This is a genomic window from Pelagimonas sp. (assembly GCF_050633425.1).
Classification (GTDB): domain Bacteria; phylum Pseudomonadota; class Alphaproteobacteria; order Rhodobacterales; family Rhodobacteraceae; genus Pelagimonas.
Genome location: NZ_JBOEGM010000026.1, coordinates 109,065 through 131,956, shown reverse-complemented (window position 1 = coordinate 131,956; position 22,892 = coordinate 109,065). Strand labels below are relative to the sequence as shown.

The 22,892-nt window shown below is 55.9% G+C and carries 25 protein-coding genes; 13 read left to right on the top strand and 12 right to left on the bottom strand.

From position 1 onward, the window contains the following. The first annotated feature begins 37 nt into the window (after positions 1–37). From ACRBB0_RS21680 to ACRBB0_RS21665, 4 genes are all read left to right on the top strand, one after another. Positions 38–1,357 carry a DUF898 family protein gene (locus ACRBB0_RS21680; protein ID WP_431376559.1) on the top strand — a complete coding sequence of 440 codons (1,320 nt, stop codon included), beginning with the start codon at positions 38–40 and terminating at the stop codon, positions 1,355–1,357. After that, positions 1,354–2,514 carry a M48 family metallopeptidase gene (locus ACRBB0_RS21675; protein ID WP_431376558.1) on the top strand — a complete coding sequence of 387 codons (1,161 nt, stop codon included), beginning with the start codon at positions 1,354–1,356 and terminating at the stop codon, positions 2,512–2,514. The genes ACRBB0_RS21680 and ACRBB0_RS21675 overlap by 4 nt, the downstream gene beginning before the upstream one ends. A gap of 309 nt (positions 2,515–2,823) precedes the next feature. Next, the gene (locus tag ACRBB0_RS21670; RefSeq protein WP_431376557.1) at positions 2,824–3,582 is read left to right on the top strand and encodes an electron transfer flavoprotein subunit beta/FixA family protein; all 759 of its coding nucleotides are present in this window, start codon (positions 2,824–2,826) and stop codon (positions 3,580–3,582) included. Then, complete coding sequence (locus ACRBB0_RS21665; protein ID WP_431376556.1) at positions 3,582–4,511, top strand: electron transfer flavoprotein subunit alpha/FixB family protein; 930 nt, start codon at positions 3,582–3,584, stop codon at positions 4,509–4,511. The genes ACRBB0_RS21670 and ACRBB0_RS21665 overlap by 1 nt, the downstream gene beginning before the upstream one ends. Before the next feature lie 86 nt (positions 4,512–4,597). Here the strand turns inward: ACRBB0_RS21665 and ACRBB0_RS21660 are convergent, their stop codons facing one another. Together ACRBB0_RS21660 and ACRBB0_RS21655 are read right to left on the bottom strand one after the other, a co-directional pair. Beyond that, positions 4,598–5,677 (bottom strand): serine hydrolase domain-containing protein, encoded by a 1,080-nt coding sequence (locus ACRBB0_RS21660; protein ID WP_431376555.1) that lies wholly within the window; start codon positions 5,675–5,677, stop codon positions 4,598–4,600. Between the two features lie 115 nt (positions 5,678–5,792). Next, entirely contained in the window at positions 5,793–6,632 is an 840-nt protein-coding gene (locus tag ACRBB0_RS21655; RefSeq protein ID WP_431376554.1) for a DUF6473 family protein, read from the bottom strand. 168 nt (positions 6,633–6,800) lie between these two features. Between ACRBB0_RS21655 and ACRBB0_RS21650 the strand changes: the two genes are divergently transcribed. Continuing rightward, positions 6,801–7,676 (top strand): 3-hydroxybutyryl-CoA dehydrogenase, encoded by an 876-nt coding sequence (locus ACRBB0_RS21650; protein WP_431376553.1) that lies wholly within the window; start codon positions 6,801–6,803, stop codon positions 7,674–7,676. Positions 7,677–7,750: 74 nt separating this feature from the next. On the opposite strand, the gene ACRBB0_RS21645 is transcribed toward ACRBB0_RS21650, so the two are convergent. Genes ACRBB0_RS21645 through ACRBB0_RS21615 form a run of 7 tightly spaced genes read right to left on the bottom strand, consistent with a single transcriptional unit; the run spans position 7,751 to position 13,163 of the window. Continuing rightward, complete coding sequence (locus ACRBB0_RS21645; RefSeq protein ID WP_431376570.1) at positions 7,751–8,632, bottom strand: lysophospholipid acyltransferase family protein; 882 nt, start codon at positions 8,630–8,632, stop codon at positions 7,751–7,753. Positions 8,633–8,680: 48 nt separating this feature from the next. Then, positions 8,681–8,959 (bottom strand): HPr family phosphocarrier protein, encoded by a 279-nt coding sequence (locus ACRBB0_RS21640; protein ID WP_431376552.1) that lies wholly within the window; start codon positions 8,957–8,959, stop codon positions 8,681–8,683. Between the two features lie 30 nt (positions 8,960–8,989). Continuing rightward, on the bottom strand, positions 8,990–9,379 hold the full coding sequence (locus ACRBB0_RS21635; RefSeq protein WP_431376551.1) for a PTS sugar transporter subunit IIA: 390 nt from the start codon (positions 9,377–9,379) through the stop codon (positions 8,990–8,992). Then, a complete protein-coding gene (rapZ, locus tag ACRBB0_RS21630) occupies positions 9,376–10,305 on the bottom strand; it encodes an RNase adapter RapZ (protein WP_431376550.1) in 930 nt (309 codons plus the stop codon). Before rapZ ends, ACRBB0_RS21635 begins: the two co-directional genes overlap by 4 nt. A 2-nt stretch (positions 10,306–10,307) precedes the next feature. Beyond that, entirely contained in the window at positions 10,308–10,733 is a 426-nt protein-coding gene (locus tag ACRBB0_RS21625; RefSeq protein WP_431376549.1) for an HPr kinase/phosphorylase, read from the bottom strand. Between the two features lie 3 nt (positions 10,734–10,736). Continuing rightward, positions 10,737–12,458 (bottom strand): sensor histidine kinase, encoded by a 1,722-nt coding sequence (locus tag ACRBB0_RS21620; RefSeq protein WP_431376548.1) that lies wholly within the window; start codon positions 12,456–12,458, stop codon positions 10,737–10,739. Between the two features lie 3 nt (positions 12,459–12,461). Then, positions 12,462–13,163 carry a response regulator transcription factor gene (locus ACRBB0_RS21615; RefSeq protein WP_431376547.1) on the bottom strand — a complete coding sequence of 234 codons (702 nt, stop codon included), beginning with the start codon at positions 13,161–13,163 and terminating at the stop codon, positions 12,462–12,464. Between the two features lie 360 nt (positions 13,164–13,523). Here ACRBB0_RS21615 and ACRBB0_RS21610 point away from each other — a divergent pair, with 360 nt between their 5' ends. The 7 genes from ACRBB0_RS21610 (at position 13,524) to ACRBB0_RS21580 (ending at position 19,456) form a co-directional block, all read left to right on the top strand. Continuing rightward, entirely contained in the window at positions 13,524–15,122 is a 1,599-nt protein-coding gene (locus ACRBB0_RS21610; protein WP_431376546.1) for a phosphoenolpyruvate carboxykinase, read from the top strand. Then, positions 15,122–15,646: a DUF3859 domain-containing protein gene (locus tag ACRBB0_RS21605; protein ID WP_431376545.1), complete on the top strand. Its 525-nt coding sequence runs from the start codon at positions 15,122–15,124 to the stop codon at positions 15,644–15,646. Before ACRBB0_RS21610 ends, ACRBB0_RS21605 begins: the two co-directional genes overlap by 1 nt. A gap of 52 nt (positions 15,647–15,698) precedes the next feature. Beyond that, the gene (locus ACRBB0_RS21600) at positions 15,699–16,229 is read left to right on the top strand and encodes a DUF3859 domain-containing protein (protein ID WP_431376544.1); all 531 of its coding nucleotides are present in this window, start codon (positions 15,699–15,701) and stop codon (positions 16,227–16,229) included. 221 nt (positions 16,230–16,450) lie between these two features. Next, on the top strand, positions 16,451–16,951 hold the full coding sequence (locus tag ACRBB0_RS21595; protein WP_431376543.1) for a YbjN domain-containing protein: 501 nt from the start codon (positions 16,451–16,453) through the stop codon (positions 16,949–16,951). A 165-nt stretch (positions 16,952–17,116) separates the two neighbouring features. Then, on the top strand, positions 17,117–17,932 hold the full coding sequence (gene proC, locus ACRBB0_RS21590; protein WP_431376542.1) for a pyrroline-5-carboxylate reductase: 816 nt from the start codon (positions 17,117–17,119) through the stop codon (positions 17,930–17,932). Beyond that, complete coding sequence (locus tag ACRBB0_RS21585; RefSeq protein WP_431376541.1) at positions 17,925–18,263, top strand: tRNA-binding protein; 339 nt, start codon at positions 17,925–17,927, stop codon at positions 18,261–18,263. The genes proC and ACRBB0_RS21585 overlap by 8 nt, the downstream gene beginning before the upstream one ends. Before the next feature lie 74 nt (positions 18,264–18,337). Next, complete coding sequence (locus ACRBB0_RS21580; protein WP_431376540.1) at positions 18,338–19,456, top strand: beta-ketoacyl-ACP synthase III; 1,119 nt, start codon at positions 18,338–18,340, stop codon at positions 19,454–19,456. A gap of 6 nt (positions 19,457–19,462) precedes the next feature. Here the strand turns inward: ACRBB0_RS21580 and ACRBB0_RS21575 are convergent, their stop codons facing one another. Next, positions 19,463–20,632, bottom strand: coding sequence for a benzoate/H(+) symporter BenE family transporter (locus ACRBB0_RS21575; protein ID WP_431376539.1), 1,170 nt, complete (start codon positions 20,630–20,632; stop codon positions 19,463–19,465). A 6-nt stretch (positions 20,633–20,638) separates the two neighbouring features. Then, complete coding sequence (locus ACRBB0_RS21570) at positions 20,639–21,223, bottom strand: thymidine kinase (RefSeq protein ID WP_431376538.1); 585 nt, start codon at positions 21,221–21,223, stop codon at positions 20,639–20,641. A 332-nt stretch (positions 21,224–21,555) separates the two neighbouring features. Here ACRBB0_RS21570 and ACRBB0_RS21565 point away from each other — a divergent pair, with 332 nt between their 5' ends. Further along, positions 21,556–22,014 carry a hypothetical protein gene (locus ACRBB0_RS21565; protein ID WP_431376537.1) on the top strand — a complete coding sequence of 153 codons (459 nt, stop codon included), beginning with the start codon at positions 21,556–21,558 and terminating at the stop codon, positions 22,012–22,014. A gap of 38 nt (positions 22,015–22,052) precedes the next feature. On the opposite strand, the gene ACRBB0_RS21560 is transcribed toward ACRBB0_RS21565, so the two are convergent. After that, positions 22,053–22,889, bottom strand: a complete 837-nt coding sequence (locus ACRBB0_RS21560; protein WP_431376536.1) for a hypothetical protein — start codon at positions 22,887–22,889, stop codon at positions 22,053–22,055. Positions 22,890–22,892 lie beyond the last annotated feature (3 nt).

The window sequence follows — 22,892 nt, the reverse complement described above, 5'->3', positions numbered from 1 at the left end:
CAAACCCCTTGTTCCGTGCCGTGGCATGACGCAAGCTATGGCAAATTCATTTTGTAAGAGTGTCCCGTTGCCGACAGACGACCAGAACCGTTCCCCATGGGGTAAGAAGCCCACGCCTTGGGGCAATGACCGCCGCGTTTCTCAACCTGAGCAGCCTCAAACGCCCCCCGCTTCGCGCGATAGTCTCACGGGTGAATTTGTCGGGTTGCGTGGAAGGATGTTCATGCTGGCGCTCAAGACCGGATTGTTTACGGTTTTGACACTTGGGATTTACCGTTTCTGGATGAAGACCCGGCTCCGTCGTTGGTATTGGTCCGCCATCCGCGTCGGCGGTGTGCCCTTGGAATATGTCGGCGATCCTATTGAAAAACTTCTCGGGTTTCTGGTCGCCGTTGTGATCCTCGCCTTCTATATCGGAATTGTGAACCTGCTCTTGATGTTCGCGAGCTTTTCACTGTTTCAAGATAACTTTGCCGCCTACCTGATGAGCTTTATCGGCGTGATCCCGATTTGGTTTTACGCCCAATACCGCGCCCGACGCTATGTTCTGGCCCGGACCCGCTGGCGCGGGCTGCGATTTGGTCTCGAACCGGGGGCATGGGGCTACGCGGGTCGGGCCTTATTCTATTGGTTTTTAACGATTATATCAGCAGGGCTGCTCTGGCCGTTGATGACATTCAAGCTCGAAGAATACAAAACCAACCGCACATCCTGGGGCACCGGAAAGCTGGTGCAGGGCGGGCGCTGGACCATGCTTTACCCATCGGCGAAATGGGTGTTTGTCGGGGCAATCGCAGCGGCTGTCACTGCTGCGCTTGTTTATTTCGGCGACTCGCAACAAGCCAGTTTACTGCCAGGCTTCATCGCCTTTGTCTTCTTGTCCTTCGGCCTGGTGTATTACCGGGTCGACAGCCTCCGGCGCCTGACGGAAACCAAGGAAATGGGGCCGATCCAACTGCGCTTTACCCCGTCCGCAGGCAGGATGCTCGGCATCTATGTTGGCGGTTACCTGCTGGCGACATTGATCATGTTTATGATCCTCCTAGCGTCGGGCCTGGCCACAATGTTCGCGGTACTTGGCTCATTATCCAACCTCACGGATTTCGGTTCCCGAGACATCACCCAAGCGAACACGATGGTGTTATACACAATTGGTGCCGTGAGCTATTTCGCGATTTTCTTGTTGTGGTCTGCACTGACACAAGCCTTTATTACCTTGCCCACCATGCGCCACTACGCATCGGTTTTGGTGCTGCAAGGCAGGGATGGGTTGGCCGAGATTCGTCAACGTCCGCGTGATGAACATATCGAAGCCGAAGGGTTTGCCGAAGCCTTGGATGTGGGGGCATCAATATGAGCAACACAGATTTCCCCCGACGCGATCCCACCGGCCCGGTGCATATTGGGCGCTTTCTTGACGGGAATATCCCTGTGCCCGTACGGGCCGAAGTTTGGATTGACCCGCAGAAAAATGCGCTGATCATTCGCACAGACACCGTCGAAGAGGTCTGGCCTCTGACCGACATTCGCAAGCTTCAGGATCAGGCCGACAAAGTCCGATTGGTGCTCCGGCTTCGGGGTGATCCGCTGCGGCGTTTGATGCTGGCAGATCATTGTCTCTACCCCGAACTCCCCCGCGCCAATCGCGCGGCACCGGTTACGCAGCGGGGCAAGCTTTTCGCCTGGGCAGCAGGCGCGGTTGCATCGGTGGCTTTGATTGTGTTCGTGCTGGTACCGATCATGGCAAATCAGCTCGCGGCCTTTATCCCCCCCGAAGGCGAACGCGCATTAGGCGAGGTGACACTTGAACAAATCCGCGGGGTCATCGGCAAAGACAGTTCAAGCGGGACACAGTTCTGCACCGGAATCGCAGGCCGTGAGGCGCTGGACGCGATGCAAACCCGGCTAACCACAACACTGGATGAGCCACCGCAGTTGTCGGTTCATGTGCTTGATCATCCGATGGTCAATGCCTTTGCGCTCCCCGGTGGGCATATCGTGTTTTTCCGCGGGTTGATCGACGCTGCCGAAACGCCTGAAGAAGTTGCCGCCGTCTTTGCCCATGAAATCGGCCATGTGGTGAGCCGCGATCCAACGCGGAACGCGCTACGCTCTGCCGGATCCATTGGGGTGTTGGGGCTGTTGTTTGGCGATTTTGCCGGGGGAGCCGTCATGCTGATTTTGGCCGAGCGGCTCATCGACGCCCAGTACAGTCAGGATGCCGAAGCTCAGGCCGATGTTTTTGCCCATGCCATGCTGCACAGAGCCGGCGTGTCGCCACAGGCATTGGCGGAGATGTTTGAACGGTTCCGATGCCTGGGCGGCGAAGCAACGGGGATCGAGGCGCATTTCATGTCACACCCAGCCTTGGGGGATCGAATTGCAAACGCCCGCGCCGCTGTGCCACCCAACTTTGCGCCACGGCCGCTCCTCAGCCGATCACAATGGAGCGCACTTCAATCCATGTGTTCCGACGGACGCTCTAGCCGGTTGAAAACAAAAAACAACAAATAAGGGGAGCTGACCATTGCGATTTGCCGCATATTTCGTCGCTGATCTACGGGTCATGGCCCAAGTTGACAGCTGTCAACTTTTGCAATCGGGCATAGAATCCCTACGCAAACCCTTCCAAACCCTACTTTGACTTTACGAAACGTTACCAAAGGTTAAGCTTTCACAGCTTTCTTTGAAAACGCGGCGTCTGTTGGCGTTAACGTGACGATTTTGCTCTGTTTCAACCGACGCGCGCACGTTATCACCTTTTCCAGATTAACTGACATGCGGGGAATCCCCCTGTGTCATCGTTTAAAGGAGAGGAACGCGATGAAGGTTTTGGTGCCTGTCAAGCGCGTGATTGACTATAACGTGAAGGTTCGCGTGAAAGCGGACGGAAGCGGAGTTGATCTCGCCAACGTAAAAATGTCGATGAACCCATTCGACGAGATTGCCGTCGAAGAGGCCATCCGTCTGAAGGAAGCTGGCAAAGCAACTGAGGTTGTGGCCGTGTCCATCGGCGTAAAGCAGTCGCAGGAAACACTGCGGACCGCTCTGGCAATGGGTGCAGACCGCGCCATTTTGGTCGTCGCTGCGGATGATGTTCATACCGACATCGAACCACTTGCGGTTGCCAAAATCCTGGCCGCGATTGTCAAAGAAGAAGAGCCAAACCTGGTTCTCGCCGGGAAACAGGCGATCGACAACGACATGAACGCCACCGGTCAGATGCTGTCAGCCCTGTTGGGTTGGTCGCAAGGGACGTTCGCCTCTGAGGTCGACATTGATGGCGACAGCGCCAAAATCACCCGCGAAGTTGACGGTGGTTTGCAAACCATCAACGTCAAGATGCCTGCCATCGTGACCGTTGATTTGCGCCTGAACGAGCCACGTTACGCGTCGCTGCCAAACATCATGAAAGCCAAGCGCAAGCCGCTGGATGAAAAAACGCCAGACGATTACGGCGTTGATGTTACGCCGCGCCTGACCGTTGTCAAAACCGAAGAGCCTGCTGCGCGTGCCGCCGGTATCATCGTTGGCTCGGTTGATGAGCTTGTTGCAAAACTTAAAGAAGCGGGGGCTGTGTAATGGCTGTACTTCTTCTTGCCGAAGTCACCAATGGCGAACTGGCGATGGACGCCACTGCCAAGGCTGTCACTGCTGCGAAAGCACTGGGTGACGTGACTGTTCTGGCCGCTGGCGCATCTGCCGCGGCTGCGGGCGACGCGGCTGCGAAAATCGACGGTGTTGCCAAGGTTTTGGTTGCTGAGGATGCATCGCTTGGTCACCGCCTTGCGGAACCGACAGCGGCGCTGATCGCATCGCTGGCGGGTGACTATTCGCACATTGTGGCCCCTGCGACCACCGACGCCAAAAACGTCATGCCACGCGTGGCTGCCCTGTTGGACGTGATGGTGATTTCGGACGCAACTGCCGTTGTCGACGCCGACACGTTTGAGCGCCCGATCTATGCCGGTAACGCCATGCAAACCGTGAAATCATCGGATGCGACCAAGGTTATCACCTTCCGCACCTCGACCTTTGACGCGGCTGGTGAAGGTGGTTCTGCCGCCGTTGAAACCATTGGCGCAGCTGAAAACCCCGGCCTGTCCGAATGGGTTGAAGACAAGGTTGCGGCCTCGGATCGCCCTGAGCTGACCTCGGCTGGTGTTGTTGTTTCTGGTGGCCGCGGTGTTGGCTCCGAAGACGACTTTGCGCTGATCGAAAAGCTTGCTGACAAGCTTGGTGCCGCTGTTGGCGCATCACGTGCTGCTGTAGATTCGGGTTACGCCCCGAACGATTGGCAGGTTGGTCAGACGGGTAAGGTTGTTGCACCCGATCTCTACATTGCTGTGGGTATCTCGGGCGCGATTCAGCACCTTGCCGGGATGAAAGACTCAAAGGTCATCGTTGCGATCAACAAAGACGAAGAAGCGCCTATCTTCCAGGTTGCTGATTTTGGTCTGGTTGCCGACCTGTTCGACGCTGTTCCTGAGCTGACTGAAAAGCTCGGGTAAGCGTGTTGGGCCATGGCCCGACCCAATGAATATGAGAAAGGCCCGTCACTTTGGCGGGCCTTTTTTACGCAGTGGTTTTCTGGGTCTTAGTCCACAAGCTCATAGAGGGTCGAATGCAAAAGCTGGGGCTCTGCGCCAAACCGAACAACGACCATGTCTTGTTCAGGCAAAAGATAAACGACCTGCCCGCCATGCCCCATCATATAGGCAAACGGCCCCTGAAGCGTTTGCCCCGGACGGTCCAAAACATCGTGGCGCGTCTGCAAACCATAGCTGCCCTTGGCCCGTTGGGCGGCAGGCAAATCCGGATTGATCCACATTTGCCATAAATCTTCTGGCAAAAAAGCCGCGCCCTCGGTGCCATTATTGAGCACAAAGCGCCCGACCCGAAGCCAATCGAGCGGGCGCGCATAGAGGCAACAATAGGGGGAAGCCCGGCCCGTGGTCGGATTGCGCCGCCAAAACCCATCCGACGCGCCCGCAGGTTTCCAGATCATGTCGGACAGCAAGGATTCGAGCGAACGGTCATAGGCCCGCTCAACAGCAAGGCCGAGCAAAGCTGTGTTGGCGCTCTGGTAGTGGAATTGGCCGCGATCCTGAGGGGCGATTGTGATTGAGGACATCAGATTTTCAATCCCAAAAGCATGCATTCGGGCCACCGGTGCAAAGGGTGAAAACGCGGCGTCGTCCAGAGATTTTGCCACATCTTCTTTTGGTGGCTCTCCAAACAGGCGGAGCCCGCTGATCATATGAAGTGCTTCTTTGAATGAAATATCAGGGGCTTGCGGGCCAATCAGATCGGGGAGACGGGCCTCAAACCCGGCGATTTTATCATCCGCAATGGCGCGGAGTGTTAGCCCGGCGATCAGGGATTTGACCATAGAGTAGGAATTGAGCCGGTCGTCGCGGGCCTGACCGTTGGCGTAGCCTTCGGCCCAAAGGGACCCGCCCCGATCCACCAAGAGGGCAAGGCCCTGAGACGCGACGAGCCGATCAAGCGCCGGTTTCGGCAAGGGGGTTTGCGGCGCGTCTTGTCTGGCGGTGACGCCTTGGACTTTGGCGAAGTCACCGGATGTCGGCCAGCTTTGCGCCGGAAAGCCTTCGCGCGCCAAGACCAAGACCTGAGGAGCCCAAACACCCAATCCCGCAACCACCAAGATGGCCACCGTTAGACCTATCCATACACACCGCTTAAACACGCGCACCTGCTCCACCCGATCATTTTGACCCCAGTTGGCATTGTCGTCACAGGTGCGTCAATCCGCAGGATTATATCGCGGTCTAAAACTCTTCGTTGTTGGTCAGTCGGCGCAGGACACGTTCAAGAACATCGGCGGCATCCTCATGCGCATAGGGGCCCATCAATTCCGCCGCAGCACAGGCGTCGAAATCATTGAAAACCATCCCCTTGGTTCCTTCCATCAACGCGCTTTCAGAGGCGACAACTTCGGCCACGGCAGACACGCGCGGACGCAATGTTTCGATCATTTGACGCGTGACAAACAACGGATCCCCGTCAAGCGGCGCATCAAACCCAGTCGGAACCGGGTGATCGGCGAACCAGAGCAACACCACCTGACCGCGCAACAAGGTCAGGATGTGTTTCATCCGGGCCACCCACGCCGAGCGCAACTCCTCGATCACAATTTCATAGCGATCTTTCGACACCTCACCCAACCGGCCAAGCATGTGACGCACAAAGTGGAATTCGGTAAAATCGACCTCTGGATACAGCGATTCCAGCCGCTCAGACGCGCGTAAAAACCGATCATTGCGGCGCGGATGCACAGAATAATAGCGATTAGACATATTCTGAGCGCCCATGACCTGGATAACCTTAGCCCGGCTTCCAATTGCCAAATCCATTGATGCAGGATCGTTGAGATACAGATCAACCCCGGCATTCACCACACCGAAATTGGCACAAGCCACAGACAAACGCCGTTCAATCAGAGTCGGAAACGGACTTTCAATAAATCGACCATACGTTTCCGTTCCGCCCAAAAAGGCAAAATATTCGCCATCCAGTTGCCGGCGCGGTCCACGAAACAAAACGCGCGACCCGCCGTAACGAACCGGATAGTATTCAAGGGCACCATGGCCCCCGCCATGTACTGACATTTCACCCACCTATAATTTTCTCACCCAAGACACAGATTCCCGCAAATCTGTTAGGAAATGCCTAAAGAGCAAATGCGTCTATAAGTTTAGCGACCTGCCCTTGCAGGCCCTTGCAGCCCGGTGCCACACGCGCCTATTGTTCGGCAACATCACGAAGAGGAAGCTCCGATGGAAATCAAATCGGTTGGCGTCGTTGGCGCAGGACAGATGGGCAACGGAATCGCCCATGTTATGGCTCTTGCTGGGTATGACGTGCGTTTGAACGATATTTCCAAAGACGCGCTGGAAAAATCTGTGGCGCTTATTCAGCGCAATCTGGACCGTCAGGTGAGCCGCGACAAGATCAGTGAAGCCGAGCGTGACACAGCGATGGCCCGCATTGTTACGACCCAAGATTTGGTCGATGTCGCCGGAACAGATCTGGTGATCGAAGCCGCAACAGAACGTGAAGACGTCAAGCACAAGATTTTTGAGGCAATTGTTCCCAATCTGGCGGATCACACGATCCTGACCTCGAACACGTCGTCGATTTCGATCACTCGCCTCGCATCGCGCACGGATCGCCCGGAAAAGTTCATGGGGTTCCACTTCATGAATCCGGTGCCAGTGATGCAATTGGTCGAGCTCATCCGCGGGATCGCCACTGACAAAGAGACCTATGACTCTTGTTTGGCAGTGGTTGAATCCCTGGGGAAAACAGCCGCAAGTGCCGAAGATTTCCCGGCGTTTATCGTCAACCGCATTCTGATGCCAATGATCAACGAAGCGGTTTACACGCTGCTCGAAGGGGTTGGGAACGTCAACAGCATTGATCAGTCGATGAAACTCGGGGCCAACCACCCGATGGGGCCGCTTGAATTGGCCGATTTCATCGGGCTCGACACCTGTTTGGCGATCATGAATGTGCTGCACGATGGGCTTGCCGATACCAAATACCGCCCTTGCCCGCTGCTCACAAAATATGTCGAAGCCGGTTGGTTGGGCCGCAAAACCCAACGCGGGTTTTATGACTATCGTGGCGATGTGCCTGTCCCGACGCGCTGAGTTTGCGCGCCCTGTATTGGGGCGCGTCACCTTGAATCTTGCCTAAGACATGACCGCGGAAGCGGCCCTTTGGATTACGTTTGGTCTTTCAAAGCCAGCGTGCGTTCGCGCAACCAGGCGACAAACTCGCGCTGGCCGCCGTCAAAGGCTTTGATCTCATCGGTTGGGATCGGCTCTCCGACCACCGGTTTTTGCGGCCGGTTGCAGGCATGAACAACTTCATGGATCAGGAGCCCCTGACGGATCGTGGCAGAGACGCGATTGGCAATCTGATAGACCCGAGAGTTCTGGCCGGGGAAGAAAATCGGGACCACAGTCGCGCCGGACCGTTGGACCATTTTGGCGGTAAAGGGGTTCCATCCCGCCTCAATCGCAGGGCCAAACATCGTTTCGCTTGACGCGACAACACCCGATGGAAAGAGCACGATGACCCCACCCTCTTTGAGATGATCCATCGCTCTTGCGCGCATCTCAAGGCTTTGCTGCCGAGCGTTTTCCTCATGTGGAAAGGGCACAGGGATCATGAAGGGGTCGATCTCTTCAACACCGGTGAGCAAGCTGCGCGTCAGGATTTTGTAGTCGGTGCGCACATGTCCGATCAGATGGGCCAGAACCATGCCATCAACCAGCCCATGCGGATGGTTGGCGACAATCACCACAGGACCGGTTTTGGGAATGTTTTTGATTTGATCCAAGGAGGTTTGCAGTTCGATCCCCATGACGCCAAGCGCCCGGTTCCAAAACTCCTGTCCCTCGACCAGCCCTTGCTTTTCGAAGCGTCGAACGATCCGCAACAGAGGGATCTTGCCGGTCAGCCATTCCATCACACGGATGGTGTTGGCTTTCCACGGATTGGTAAAGGTATTGGCATAGCTGACATTGCGTTTGTCATAGGGGACCGGCTGGGTCTCTGCTGATTGTTCACCAACAGCTGAGGATTGTGTGCTTTCCACCATCCGCTCGTTCAGTCCCGTATCCAAGGCCCGGACCCTAGTGGCCGCGAGCTAGCAATCTTCTCCGAAACGGTCGGCCACAAGTGCTTCTACCGCTTCTGCCAGGGCCATCGCATCGGGCCCCGACGTTTGGACTTCAATAGTGGTTCCTTTGGCGGCTGCCAACATCAAAAGGCCCATAATGCTATCCCCGCCCGCTGACATACCGTCTCGGGACACTTCTGCCGTGGCGTCAAATCCTTCGACCACTTCGACAAGGCGGGCTGAGGCGCGGGCATGTAGCCCTTTTTCGTTGATGATTCTCAACTCGCGGCGTGTGGATTCGGTCATGAAGCAATCTCAGTTTGGAAAATATGCAGATCAGGCTTTGATATTTTGGCTGTCGATGTATTTGCGGCCCGCTTCTAGCGCAGCACGTACTGCGTCGGCCACCGGTTTCTGGCGGCTTTTGGCCAGTTTTATCAACATCGGCAGATTGGCACCATAGACGATGCGGCGGTCTTCGGGGCGACAGGCATTGAGCGACAGGTTTGACGGCGATCCGCCGAACATATCAGTGACAATCACCACGCCTTCGCCCTGATCAACGGCATCCGCGGCGGTACAGATTTCCGCCTGTTTCAAACTTCGATCACAGTCCGCCTCAATCGGAATAGCGGTCATGCCAGATTGCACGCCAACGACATGTTCAACAGCTGCCAGATACTCTCCGGCCAATCCACCATGTGCCACGATCACGATACCGATCACTCGGAGGCCTCTCTTTCAGTTTCAGGGGCCGCTTTGGGCGCTAGTCGCACGCCCTGCCGCTCCAATTCGCGATGTCTAATTGACACCCGCCAGCTGTTCTTCGCAAGGGCTGCAGCAACAGCTTCCGTAAGGGCAACTGAGCGATGTTTGCCGCCGGTACATCCAAACCCGATGGAAAAATGCGCTTTGCCTTCTTCCAGACATCCGGGCAACACCACGCCCAACAGTCCCATAATATGTTTAACAAACGCGTCATAACGTTTGTCAGCTGCCACATATTGCGACACCTGGCCATCCAACCCGGTAAAGGGGCGCAACTCTGGCTCCCAATGGGGATTGCGCAGGAACCTACAGTCAAAAGCCATATCAAGCCCCTGCGGCAACCCACGTTTGTATGAAAAGGAATGGATCGAAATCGCCATGCCCTGACCGGTGGCGTCTGAGAACCAGTTTTCGATTTCGGATCGCAGATCGTGGATCGTCAACTCACTGGTATCAATCAAAATATCAGAGCGGGCCCGCACATCTTCGAGCAAGGCCATCTCGCGCGCGATGCCATCTGCGGGGCTTTCGTCAGGCGCAAGCGGATGGCGCCGTCGGGTTTCGGAATACCTTCGGGACAGAATATCTGGCAGACAGTCGAGATAGAGCAGCTCGCACTGCATTTCGCTTTGGGTCGATAAAATCGCCTGCAGTTCCAACAGCCCTTCGACGGAAAAGTCGCGGTTTCGCGCGTCAATTCCAAGCGCGAGCGGCTGAGCCAATCGCGTGGCTCCATCCAGAAGGCGCGGAATTAAGCTGAGCGGGATGTTGTCAATCGCCTCAAAGCCCAAATCCTCAAGCGTGTTGATCGCTGTGGATCGCCCCGCGCCTGACGGGCCGGTCACCAAGACCACGCGTTGGCTGGATGGGTTATGAGGCTCCATGATTAGGCTCTCCGACCTCCCTTAAGAAACTGTACTAGGCTTGCAGGGAAATAAGGAGACGAAACGTTAAAAAGCAAGGGAACACTATACCCGAGTATAGAAATCTCTCGATTTGGGGGCAGTCGGTCACGCTCTTCGTGATCAAGATCAACCATGGCGTGCAGCGGCGCATGGGGCGCACAATCAGCGCGAATGAGGCCGATTCCCCGCGCTTCGATCATACCGGCAATTGGAGCGGGCGCCGACATCCAAACCCCGCCCGCGTCACGGGTCAAAATTGTGCGATCATCTGAAACAAGCTGCGCGCCATGCGCCATCAGTGACAGGGCCAACCCGGATTTACCGGAGCCAGACGCCCCCTGAATCAGCAAGCCCCGCCCCTGCAAAACAACGGCGCTGGCATGCAAATTCAGATCAGAGCCAGACATGGATCAGAGCGGCAAGCCGACAACGAAGCGCGCACCCAACGGTTCGGAGGTCACATCCGCTTCGGTTGGGCGAATATTTTCCGCCCAGATCACCCCGCCATGGGCTTCGACGATCTGTTTGGAAATCGCCAGGCCAAGACCAGAGTTATTACCAAAATCTGATTGAGGGCGCGAGGTGTAGAACCGTTTGAAAATCTTTGCGAGCGCTTCTTCTGGAATGCCGGGGCCCGTGTCTTCCACAACAACCAGAACACGATTATCGCGCCGACGGGCCCAAACGCGGATGGCATCGCCGTCTTCGCAAAAGCTAATGGCGTTGGTCACAAGATTGACGAAAACCTGGGCCAAACGCGGCTCTAGACCGTGGATATTGATCGGGCTCGAAGGCAAATCGGCGATGAATTCGATGCCTTTCTTCTCGGCATCTTGACCAAGAAACTCAGCGATATTGCCAACCATCTCCATCAAGTTGAACTCTTGCTCTTCTTCTTTGACCAACTCGGAATCAAGGCGTGAAGCGTTGGAAATGTCGCTCACCAGACGGTCAAGGCGACGCACGTCGTGGTCGATCACATCCAAAAGCTTGGTGCGATGCTCTTCCTTTTTGACCATACGCAGCGAGCCAACGGCGGACCGCAGGCTGGCCAAGGGGTTTTTGATTTCATGCGCCACATCGGCGGCAAACTGTTCGTTGCTGTCTATCCGATCATACAGCGCGCTGACCATGCCACGCAGCGCCCCGGACAGACGCCCAATTTCATCGGGTCGCGCCGTCAGGTCAGGAATGCGGATCCGACCCGGTGCCACATTGCGGCGATGGCGATCACGCCCAATCTCAGCCGCATCGGCAAGATCAGAGATCGGGTTGGCGATGGTCGAGGCCAGCACGAGACTTAGCCCGATTGAGACCAGCGTCGCGATCAAAAATACTTGCAAAACGCGTTTACGTTCAGCGGTTACCGAGGCGTCGATTTCCTGCGCTGTGGAGACCAAGGCCACGGTTCCGACGATGCCGCTGCCCTGACGGATGGGGGACAGGGCATGAAACAGGGTAAAGCCCCCGCTGGTCTTATCCTCGATCACGCGTGTCTGGGTGACATCGCTGGTTTCAATCATCCGACGCAGCTTATCTTCAAGGACAAGATCAGGTTCGGTGGAAAAATAGTTAAACAGACCGGCGACACTTGTCCAAATCCTGCTCAGGAAATTGGAAATCGGCGCGGGTTCTTCTTCTGTCGTTGGGGCCGGGATCATCCGGGCCATTTTCCCTGCGGTTTCTCCGACCAAGAAGTTGCCAGTGTCAAACACCAGCAATTGCAACCCTTCGCGCAGGTCGATCCCGTCAACGGTGTCAGCAACCTCAATGCCATCGGACGTCGCCAAATTGACGGGTGCCCCGACAGGCAGCTGCGCCTCAAACACATCGGCGATCAGTTCGACTTCGGATTGCAGCGCATTGGCGTGTTGAATCAACAACGTCTCGCGCGAGGAATTCATCCACAAGATGCCCGCAACCAGGACGTTAACCGCAATGAGGTTAAATGTGATGATTTTGCGGGTCAGAGGAGAGGTTTTGAGAGAAAAGACCGAGCGGCGTGCACGACTGTCACGCAGCTCCTTTTCAACCGTACTGTCTGGCGCGACCCAATCGTCGCCCAGCACCACATCGGCATCGCGGCGATCTTCGTCGCCGCCGCCAGAGTTCATACCTTCGGCCAAAGCCATGACTTACTCTTCGTTATACCGGTAGCCGATGCCATAGAGTGTTTCGATTGCCGAAAACTCGTCATCTGCGGTCCGCATTTTCTTGCGCAGGCGCTTGATGTGGCTGTCGATGGTCCGGTCATCCACATAGACCTGATCATCATAAGCGACATCCATAAGCTGATCGCGCGATTTTACAAAGCCGGGACGCTGTGCAAGCGCCTGCAACAGCAGGAATTCGGTGACGGTCAACGACACGTCGTTGCCTTTCCAGGTCACCGCGTGGCGCAGCGGATCCATGGAGAGCGAGCCGCGCGTCATAAGCTTGGTCTCTTCGGTGTCGCCAACGATGTCACCGGCAACGGCCTCTTGACGGCGCAGCAGGGCCCGAATGCGTTCGACCAGAAGACGCTGTGAAAAGGGCTTTTTCACATAATCGTCAGCGCCCATACGCAGGCCAAGAACCTCATCGATTTCATCATCTTTGGAGGTCAGAAAGATCACCGGCATTTTGGATTTCTGGCGCACGCGCTGTAGCAAATCCATACCGTCCATACGTGGCATCTTGATATCAAAGACGGCCATGTCGGGCATCTGTTTGTTAAATGCGTCAAGCGCGGCTTGACCGTCATTATATGTTTCGACTTCGAAGCCCTCAGCCTCAAGAGTCATAGATACTGACGTCAGGATATTCCTGTCATCGTCCACTAGGGCGATTTTTGACATTGGGCATTCCTTATACTGCTCTGGTTGCCTGTTTTTTGCGCCACTATGGGCCATTAACCTCTTTTCAACAATCCAAATCGGCGAATCAGGCGCTCTGACTGCCACATTTCGAACGAAATCTGTTAAGGAATGACCAAAAAGCCTCACCTTTGTTTCCTGATGGGGGCGCAAACATTCAGTGATTTACCAAAAAGTCTGGGCAAGCTTTCGCTATGGTATCGCTAAACCTTGATCTGGTTGCGCTAACTGCGCTTTTGCGTCCTGTTCACTCCTGAAAACGACGTGCTAAAGGATCGTTCACGGGCGGCACCCATGCCGCAATAAACTTACCAAGACAGCGCTGCGACAGGAGCAATGCATATGACATTTGGACGGGTAAACCCGCAATTCCGACTTGAAGATCAAGGGATCGAAGGTCTGGGCAATGTCTATTACAACCTCATGGAGCCCGCACTGATTGAAGCGGCCCTGAAACGGGGTGAAGGCAGTTTGGGCAAGGGCGGTTCATTCCTTGTGACCACCGGGAAATTCACCGGTCGCTCCCCCAAGGATAAATTCATCGTCAAGACCGAAAGCGTCGCCGATACCATCTGGTGGGAAAACAACGCCCCGATGGCGCCAGAAGGCTTTGATGCGCTTCATGCCGATATGATCGAACACATGAAGGGCAAGGATTACTACGTACAGGATTTGGTGGGCGGTGCCGATCCGGCCAATGCCATCGACGTGCGTGTTGTGTCTGAGCTGGCCTGGCACAACCTGTTTATCCGCCACATGCTGCGCCGCCCGGATCGCGAAGATCTGGACAGCTTTGTTGCCGATTGGACGATCATCAACTGCCCGTCGTTTAAGGCCGATCCTGAAAAGCACGGCTGTCGGACCGACACCGTGATCGCGATGAACTTTGACAAAAAGACCATCCTGATCGCCAACACCGAATATGCCGGTGAGAACAAAAAATCGGTCTTTACCCTGCTCAACTACATCCTGCCTGGCAAAGACATCATGGCGATGCATTGCTCGGCGAACCATGCGGTTGGCAACCCGATTGATACGGCTGTCTTCTTTGGCCTGTCGGGCACCGGGAAAACCACCCTGTCCGCCGATCCTGAGCGCGTGTTGATTGGCGACGACGAACATGGTTGGTCTGACCGCGGCACCTTCAACTTTGAAGGTGGCTGCTATGCCAAAACCATCAACCTCTCGCCTGAGGCCGAGCCTGAAATCTATGCCACGACCGAGAAATTCGGCACGGTGATCGAGAACATGGTCTATGACGAAGAGACCCGTGATCTTGACTTCCAAGATGACAGCCTGACCGCGAACATGCGTTGCGCGTACCCGCTGCACTACATCGACAACGCGTCGAAAACCGCGCTGGGTGGCCATCCCAAGAACATCATCATGCTGACATGTGATGCCTTTGGCGTCTTGCCTCCGATCGCGCGTCTGACACCTGCGCAGGCGATGTATCACTTCTTGTCTGGCTTCACCTCCAAGGTTGCGGGCACAGAGCGCGGCGTGACCGAGCCAGAGCCAACATTCTCAACCTGCTTTGGCGCGCCATTCATGCCACGCCGTCCAGAAGCCTATGGCAACCTGCTGCGCGACAAGATCGCCAAACATGGCGCAACCTGCTGGTTGGTCAACACCGGTTGGACCGGTGGAGCCTATGGCGAAGGGTCGCGTATGCCGATCCGCGCCACCCGCTCGCTGTTGCACTCGGCGCTGAACGGTTCGCTCAACGGCGCAGAATTCCGTAAAGATCCGAACTTTGGCTTTGAAGTGCCTGTTCAGGTCGAAGGCGTTGCGGAGTTGTTGCTTGATCCACGCAAAACCTGGGACGACAAAGAAGCCTACGACGCCCAGGCACAGAAGCTGGTGCAGATGTTCGCAGACAACTTTGAACAATATGTGCCGTTCATTGATGAGGATGTAAAAGCCGTGGCTATCGGCTAATGCGCTTCGCAATTTTGATGTTTATCATGGCCTTTCCTGCACACGCAGGGAAGGCCGATTTTGTTTTGCCCTATGTGAAGGAGTTGAGTTTCGGCGTGGCCTGTAATTTGGGTCCGGGCACTTTGGAATCGGGCCACGACACGGTCGATGGCGAAGTCATTTTGCGCGACAAATTCCCCGATTTCGCGGTTCAAACACGAACCATTCCCGCCGAAATCCCGCGCACCTTTGGCGCAATTCTTGCCGTCTCAGCGCCGCCCACAAGCGGTATGTATGTCGCTAGCGTGACGCATCCGCCGATGGGACCGAAAAACCAAACGGGGCAGAGTTGGCCGACATTGGACGCCCGAGGGCTGACGATTGTTGGATACACGTTTGAGGACGGCTTTGAGCTTGTCCCCGGCACTTGGACCTTCCGGCTTTCGGATGGCGATCTGGTTGTTTACCAGCAAAGCTATGACATTGTGCCCGCCCACGAGGCCCCTGAAACGCGACGCGCTTGCAAAGACGGGCCACTGTCTTAGAAATGGCGGCACCCGTTCCTATATGGAGTGGAGCCCCTTTCGAGATCAAACCATGCACCGCTTTGCCCTGCCCTTCGCTCTTCTTGTGACGCCCCATATGGTAATGGCCGCTGACGATGTGTCACCGGTCACAATGTTGGATTACGGTGTGATTTGCGACATCAAACTGGGTGGGACAGAGCCTGCGCCGGACACGGCCTCGGGTGTCATAAACCTGATTGATCAGAAAAAAGAGGTGGATGTCGCGACCGCGTTTGTCCCGGCACATATTGGGTTGAGCTTTGGCCTGCGCACCGTTCTTCGCGACGAAACGGAGCTAAACGGGGCAAAGATGCGTATAATTCACCCACCGATGGGCCCCGACGGGATCACGCAACAAAGCTGGCACGCGCCCATGCGTGGCAACGACCCGTTGGTCAATCTGTACTCGTTTGAAACCGATGATGAGCTTGTTCTGGGACTCTGGACCTTTCAACTGATCCATGAGGGCAAGGTTTTGATTGAACAAGGTTTTCAAGTCTTGCCCCAAGGTTCCGTGGCCGAGGTTCAGCAGGTTTGCTTTGGTCTGAGCCTGACATCCTGAGCTAACCGACATGACAGGCTGTGGATAAGCCTATATTCTGTGGACAAGTCCATTTCGTCCACAACTTACTGTGTGCATACGGAAAATATTGCTTTACTTCCCCCCCTCGGCCCATGCACCATATCTTGTAAGGGTCGCGGAATACAACGCAGACCCTAGAGCAGTCAGCAAGCGTTGGCGGAAATCGGTCCCCCCAGCGCTATAACAAAAGAGGTGACGGCATGTCCCTGTCCGAGCATTATCTTGAGGAAGACCTGCATCCAATCGACATTGTCGAACATATTGCTGTTCACAATGACTGGGAATTTGAGCGTTTGGCTGATGACCAAATCGCCATGGCCGTCGAAGGCCAGTGGCGCACATATTCCATCACATTGGCCTGGTCCGGCGGCGATGAAACGCTGCGGATGATCTGTACCTTTGACATGGATCCGCCAGAAGACAAAGTCGCGTCGCTTCACGAAGGGCTGAACCTTGTCAACGATCAATGCTGGGCCGGATCGTTCAGCTATTGGGCTCCGCAAAAGCTTATGGTGTACAAATATGGTCTGGTTCTGGCCGGGGGCAATATTGCATCGCCTGAACAAATCGACACGATGATCAACGCCGCCGTGCTGAGCGCTGAGCGCTATTACCCGGCATTCCAGCTGATGATCTGGACCGACCGTAGCGCCAAGGATGCGATGCAGATTGCCATTGCCGAAGCCTACGGACGCGCCTGAGTGCAAGACCCGCCGTTTGGGGGGCACATACATCTGCCTGCGATAAGCGGCCGTTTCCGCCTGATCATGTTTGGGCAGAAGAAAACAAAGGGTGCCATTGCGGTGCCCTTTTTCTTTGCGTAGCTGTTGGACATTAGGATTTGGGCCAGAAATTTGGGGAATGACATGCAAGACAGCGAAATCGCACGGCGCGGGCTGGTGCTGTTGGGATGTGGTAAAATGGGATCGGCCATGCTTGAGGGCTGGTTGGCGCGTGGGTTGCCGGCCGGGTCGGTCTGGGTGACGGACCCGTATCCGTCTGACTGGCTTGCGGCACAGGGGGTGCATCTCAATGAGGGGCTCCCCCATGATCCGGCGATTGTGTTGATCGCGGTAAAACCTCAGATGATGCAAGAGGCCCTGCCAGATTTGCAGGCTTTGGGGAATGGCGGGACGCTGTTTTTGTCAGTGGCTGCAGGGATCACCATCGCCACATATGAGACGATTTTGGGGGCCCAGACGCCCATTATTCGCGCCATGCCAAACACCCCCGCCGCAATTGGTCAGGGGATCAGCGCCGTTGTCGGCAACGCTTTGGCAACGCCTGCGCATCTCGACATGTCAGAAGACTTGCTCTCGGCGGTTGGTGAGGTTGTCCGTTTGGAACATGAAGGGCAGATTGATGCGGTAACCGGAGTGAGCGGATCAGGTCCGGCCTATGTGTTTCACATGATTGAATGTCTGGCGGCGGCGGCCGAGGCCCAAGGCCTGCCTGCCGAGATGGCCATGCAACTGGCGCAGGCGACGGTGGCGGGGGCCGGAGCTTTGGCGGCAAACAGCGAAGAAAGCCCGGCGCAATTGCGGCGCAATGTGACCTCGCCCAATGGCACAACCCAAGCTGGGTTGGAGGTGTTGATGGACGAGACAACAGGCTTGCCCAAGCTAATCGAGGCCACGGTGGGCGCGGCTGTGAACAGGTCCAAGGAGTTGGCAAATGGCTGAGATCAGTTTTGACGATTTTCTGGCGGTGGATATTCGGGTGGGGACAGTGCTGCGCGCCGAACCCTTTCCCGAGGCTCGCAAACCAGCGATCAAGCTATGGATCGATTTTGGTGGTGAGATCGGTGAGAAGAAAAGTTCGGCCCAGATTGTTGCCCATTACACACCCGAAAGCCTGGTTGGGCACCAAATCATGGCGGTGGTAAATTTCCCCCCGCGCCAAATCGGGCCGTTTATGTCCGAAGTGCTTGTGCTTGGGTTTTCGGATGAGGCGGGCGACATCGTGCTGGCCCGCCCCGATAAGCCAGTTCCTGCCGGTTCCCGGATGCATTAATCCGGCTGACCCAGCGGCAAAGCTTGACCTCTGGGCGCGGTTGGGGTTCGGTCGTGCCCCAAAGGAGATTTTCGATGTATCAACCTGCCATCACCGGTCATGGGGTGTTCACCCCGTCGCAATCGATCAGCAATGACGAATTGGTGGTGGCGTTTAACGCCTATGCAGATCGATGGAACGCCACACATTCCGAGGCGATAGACGCGGGGACTGTGGACGCCATGGCGCATTCCAGTTCCGAGTTTATCTTCAACGCATCCGGGATTGAACGCCGCTATGTGATGGACAAGGCCGGGGTGCTTGATCCAGATCGGATGTATCCGCAACTGCCGGGGCGCGAAGACGGGGTGCCGGGGATCATGGCCGAGATGGGGCTTGATGCTGCGAACAAGGCGCTGGGGATGGCTGGGCTGGCCGGGACGGACATTGATTTGGTGATCTGTGCGGCGTCTAACCACGAACGCGCCTACCCCGCGATTGCAATTGAAATTCAGAACTTGCTGGGAGCCGATGGATTTGCCTTTGATATGAATGTCGCCTGTTCTTCGGCGACTTTTGGCATTCAGGCGGCGGCGGATATGGTGCGGTCAGGCTCGGTGCGCCGGGCTTTGGTGATTTGCCCAGAGATTTGTTCCGGGCATTTGGAATGGCGCGACCGAGATTGCCATTTTATCTTTGGCGATGTGGCAACGGCAGTGGTTATTCAGCGCGACGAAGAGGCCAATGGCCCGCATTTCACCATTCAATCAACCAGCTGTGCGACCAAATTTTCCAACAACATCCGCAACAACCACGGTTTCTTGCGAAAAGCACACGACCAGATGGACGACCGCCGCGACATGCAGTTCATGCAAAACGGGCGTAAAGTGTTCAAAGAGGTGCTGCCTATGGTGTCGGCGCATATTCTGAGCCACATGTCCGATACCGGTTGGGACGCCGGTGATCTGCGCCGTTTGTGGCTGCATCAGGCCAATAAGACGATGAATGATTTCATTGGCAAGAAAGTCTTGGGGCGCGTGCCAGAAGCCGGGGAACAGCCCAATATCTTGCAAGACTATGCCAACACGTCCTCGGCCGGGTCGATCATCGCCTTTTCGCAGAATTCCGACGACTTGCAAGTTGGAGATCGCGGCGTGATTTGTTCCTTTGGGGCGGGATATTCGGTTGGGTCGGTCCTGGTCGAACGGGCCTAATTGCAATCACCGCGCGCGGTTTGACTTGACCTTGATCAGGTGAACCGCGCAGCCAACCAACAGGCCCCATACCGCCGCCCCTAGCCCAAGCATCGTCACCCCTGACGCCGTCATGACAAAGGTCAGAGCCGCGGCTTCGCGAGTGTCTTCGTTGCCTAACGCGACCGATGCAGAGTTGGCAAAGACATTGAAAAGCGCCACACCGGCAAGGGTGGCCATGGCCATGGGCGGTGCAAGCCCGGCGATAAAAGTCACGCCCGCCGCCAAGACCCCGAAGAGACAATAAAACAAGCCAGCCCAGACCGCCGCCATATAGCGTTGCGCCGGGTCAGGATGGGCGTTTTCGTCACAACACATCGCCGCCGTTATTGCGGCGACGCAGGTCGAAATGGCCCCAAAGGGCGCGCTAAGGATGCTAAACACCCCGACCGTCGCAAAGAGAGACCCCGAGGGCGGTTCGTAGCCATTGGCCTTTAGGACCGAGACACCGGGAATGTTTTGCGTCGCCGTGGTGACAAGAAACAAAGGCAAGCCCAGGCTTAGTACCGCGGAGAGAGAAAACACCGGCATCACGACCACGGGGGCGGTCAAGATATCGGGTGGCACCGGAAATCCATCATTTTGGATGACGACAAGGATCACCAGCGCAATGACCGAAGCAGGCACAGCGAAGAGACGTGAAAACCGCCCAACCACAAACCATGTCAGCATGATCGGCACGGCAATGGCCGGAGCCTCGGCCAAGCTGCGAAACGGCACAAGGCAGATTGAGAACAACACGCCGGACAACATCGCCATAGTGATCGGCGCAGGGATTGCGGCGGCCAAACGGGCCAAGGGCCGCCAGAAGCCAGAGACAACCCCCAAGACGCCTGCAAAGACAAATGCCCCCACCGCCCCGGCAAACCCGGCGGCATCCGGTACAGAGACCGCCAAGAGCGCCGCCCCCGGCGTCGACCATGCGACACTGGCGGGCATTTTGTAGCGCAGGCTTAAGAAGATCGCTGCGATGCCCATGGCCACGGACCCGGCCATAACCGCCGATGAGGCCTGGGCGGGGCTGGCCCCCATGGCTTCGACACCTTGTAGGAAAATCGGGAAAGAGCTGAAAAATCCGACAATCGCGACGACAAGGCCGGTCCAAAAGGTTTGAGCGTTCAGTGGAAGCCCAAACATCAGCGTTTAACCCTTGTCACCGACGGCCGCGCGCCAATGGCGTCGGCATAGGCTAACATAGGTTTCATTGCCGCCGATTTGCACCTGTTCACCATCTACCAACGCCCTGCCCTGATCATCTTGTCGGATGACCATAGTCGCCTTGCGTCCACAATGGCAAATGGTGCGCACCTCGCGCATTTCATCGGCCACGGCCAGCAGAGCAGCCGACCCAGGAAACAGCTCACCGCGAAAATCGACGCGCAAGCCATAGGCCATGACCGGCACGCCCAGATCATCAACAGCACGGGCCAGTTGCCACACTTGATCTTTGGTCAAAAACTGAGCTTCGTCGACGAAAATGCAGGCAACAGGCCCTTTGTCCAGACGGGTTTTGATCTCGGCAAACAGATCGGCCTTGCTGTCAAACAGGTCCGCGTCCCGCGACAACCCGATCCGGGAGCCGATTTTACCAGCCCCGGCACGATCATCAAAGGAAGCGGTCAGCAGATAGGTCTGCATGCCGCGTTCATTGTAATTATGCGCGGCTTGCAACAGCAGGGTCGATTTGCCCGCGTTCATCGTTGAGTATTGGAAATGCAGTTTGGCCATGGCGCAACCATGTGCCGCAACAGTCCAAAATGAGCAAGATGGAACGCTGTAAAAAGCTCATTGGTTCAGGTCCAGATCCCTGGGAAAGCCCCGGGGGTCACGAGACCCGGAACCTGAACCAACAAGTTTTGACGAGAAGGGGCGGATAACCAAAGCACCCCCAGAGACCATTCAAAGCCTTCCCTTCTCTGCACCAAGTCCGGTCTGGGAACCGGAAACTCTTACCCCCCACCACGTGTAGGGCTGTTTTCTACATGACATTTCTGGCAGATAGCGGTAATGGGAATGGAGTTGGAAAGTTCCCCGGAACGTCCCGGGCACGAGGACAATAAATGGCATCTGTCGGTAGCTACCTGAAAAAGCACATCGAAGCATTGGTCAAGGATGTAGGCATCGAAGCCGCCTGCGAATTAACTGGCAAATCCAAAGCAACGCTTGGGCGCTATTATTCTGACTATCCTGAGCATCAAGACAGGTTCATGCCTGTTGACGCGGTTGCCGCGCTCGAAGAGGCCGCCTCATATCCGCATGTCACAGCGGCACTGGCAGAGCTTAAGGGCATTATGCTGCATTTTGATGACAGCCGCCGGAACTCCGAAAAAGAGGGTGGCGTGAATTCGGATGTGATCGCCCTGTCACAGCGCTTTGGCATGTTGATGGCCGAATACCACCAATCCATCGAAGATGGTGTGATTTCGGCCAACGAAGCCAAACGTTTGCTGAAAGAAACCCTGCAGATTCAAAAGGTGCTGATCGACATGAAAATGCACCTCGAAGACGAAACCGTTTGACGGCGGCCCAATTGCTTCTGATGGTTCCGCCCTTTTGTTCAGGTCAGAACTTGGGTTTTCACCACATGTAACAATGCCTCTTGTTGCGCAGGTGTCGCTTGCGCCACGCATAGTTTGGCGACTTGGAGAAATGCCGCGCGTTTGGCATCGCCGCCAGCGGCGTTGCAAGCCTGCTCCATCGCATCAATCCGGCGCATCGAATTGCGGTGCGAATTGAAGGCAGCACGCAGCTTTACATCCTTAAAGCGCTCGGGCGATCTAAAGCGGCTAAAGACCCACCAAAATATCGGGTTATTGATCTCGATCCCATAAGACTCCAAGCTCAGAGCCAACTCAAACCGGGCTTCAAGTTGATCCGGCCGCGACAGGAGGCCAATGCCAATCACCTTGATGATGTTGCTGTTACTATTGAACAAATAGGGGGTCATTTGACGCGGGTTCAAATGATCAAGTTCCGCAAAGGCGGCATCAGCCCAGTCGCCGGCATGTTTTCCGCCACGCAGCAAATCAATGTTCATCGCCACATTGATCCAGGAAAACACCAAATGCGTGCGATCCTTGCGCAGGCCGTATGCGATTGGCATTTTGCGCACATCAGCCCAATCCGCCCACATTTTATCTGCCCAACTGTTGGCAAGATCTACGCGGGTTTGCTCACATATTTTATGCGCGCCTGCGATGGTTGCATAATAGCGGTCAAACTGGGTCAACACGTCATCACGAGACAAATGTTCCAGCAAAACCAATTGCTCGCCCAAATCACTCGGGCGTTGCTTTTTCTTGTAGATCAATCGGCGGGCAGTTTTGCGTCGCTGTCCGTTTGGCAATTTGGCCAACTCGGCCAAAACGGATTGCCCATCCATATTGGTGAACAAAGA

What these genes read in the sequence shown, in the direction of transcription:
- ACRBB0_RS21670 (WP_431376557.1), top strand. Translation starts at nt 2,824, where the DNA reads ATGAAGGTTTTGGTGCCTGTCAAGCGCGTGATTGACTATAACGTGAAG.
- ACRBB0_RS21580 (WP_431376540.1), top strand. Translation starts at nt 18,338, where the DNA reads ATGTATCAACCTGCCATCACCGGTCATGGGGTGTTCACCCCGTCGCAA.
- ACRBB0_RS21610 (WP_431376546.1), top strand. Translation starts at nt 13,524, where the DNA reads ATGACATTTGGACGGGTAAACCCGCAATTCCGACTTGAAGATCAAGGG.
- ACRBB0_RS21620 (WP_431376548.1), bottom strand. Translation starts at nt 12,458, where the DNA reads ATGGCTTTGGCCGAAGGTATGAACTCTGGCGGCGGCGACGAAGATCGC.
- rapZ (WP_431376550.1), bottom strand. Translation starts at nt 10,305, where the DNA reads ATGGAGCCTCATAACCCATCCAGCCAACGCGTGGTCTTGGTGACCGGC.
- ACRBB0_RS21625 (WP_431376549.1), bottom strand. Translation starts at nt 10,733, where the DNA reads ATGTCTGGCTCTGATCTGAATTTGCATGCCAGCGCCGTTGTTTTGCAG.
- ACRBB0_RS21585 (WP_431376541.1), top strand. Translation starts at nt 17,925, where the DNA reads ATGGCTGAGATCAGTTTTGACGATTTTCTGGCGGTGGATATTCGGGTG.
- ACRBB0_RS21645 (WP_431376570.1), bottom strand. Translation starts at nt 8,632, where the DNA reads ATGGTGGAAAGCACACAATCCTCAGCTGTTGGTGAACAATCAGCAGAG.
- ACRBB0_RS21650 (WP_431376553.1), top strand. Translation starts at nt 6,801, where the DNA reads ATGGAAATCAAATCGGTTGGCGTCGTTGGCGCAGGACAGATGGGCAAC.
- ACRBB0_RS21665 (WP_431376556.1), top strand. Translation starts at nt 3,582, where the DNA reads ATGGCTGTACTTCTTCTTGCCGAAGTCACCAATGGCGAACTGGCGATG.
- ACRBB0_RS21565 (WP_431376537.1), top strand. Translation starts at nt 21,556, where the DNA reads ATGGCATCTGTCGGTAGCTACCTGAAAAAGCACATCGAAGCATTGGTC.
- ACRBB0_RS21605 (WP_431376545.1), top strand. Translation starts at nt 15,122, where the DNA reads ATGCGCTTCGCAATTTTGATGTTTATCATGGCCTTTCCTGCACACGCA.
- proC (WP_431376542.1), top strand. Translation starts at nt 17,117, where the DNA reads ATGCAAGACAGCGAAATCGCACGGCGCGGGCTGGTGCTGTTGGGATGT.
- ACRBB0_RS21655 (WP_431376554.1), bottom strand. Translation starts at nt 6,632, where the DNA reads ATGTCAGTACATGGCGGGGGCCATGGTGCCCTTGAATACTATCCGGTT.
- ACRBB0_RS21575 (WP_431376539.1), bottom strand. Translation starts at nt 20,632, where the DNA reads ATGTTTGGGCTTCCACTGAACGCTCAAACCTTTTGGACCGGCCTTGTC.
- ACRBB0_RS21615 (WP_431376547.1), bottom strand. Translation starts at nt 13,163, where the DNA reads ATGTCAAAAATCGCCCTAGTGGACGATGACAGGAATATCCTGACGTCA.
- ACRBB0_RS21600 (WP_431376544.1), top strand. Translation starts at nt 15,699, where the DNA reads ATGCACCGCTTTGCCCTGCCCTTCGCTCTTCTTGTGACGCCCCATATG.
- ACRBB0_RS21675 (WP_431376558.1), top strand. Translation starts at nt 1,354, where the DNA reads ATGAGCAACACAGATTTCCCCCGACGCGATCCCACCGGCCCGGTGCAT.
- ACRBB0_RS21570 (WP_431376538.1), bottom strand. Translation starts at nt 21,223, where the DNA reads ATGGCCAAACTGCATTTCCAATACTCAACGATGAACGCGGGCAAATCG.
- ACRBB0_RS21640 (WP_431376552.1), bottom strand. Translation starts at nt 8,959, where the DNA reads ATGACCGAATCCACACGCCGCGAGTTGAGAATCATCAACGAAAAAGGG.
- ACRBB0_RS21680 (WP_431376559.1), top strand. Translation starts at nt 38, where the DNA reads ATGGCAAATTCATTTTGTAAGAGTGTCCCGTTGCCGACAGACGACCAG.
- ACRBB0_RS21595 (WP_431376543.1), top strand. Translation starts at nt 16,451, where the DNA reads ATGTCCCTGTCCGAGCATTATCTTGAGGAAGACCTGCATCCAATCGAC.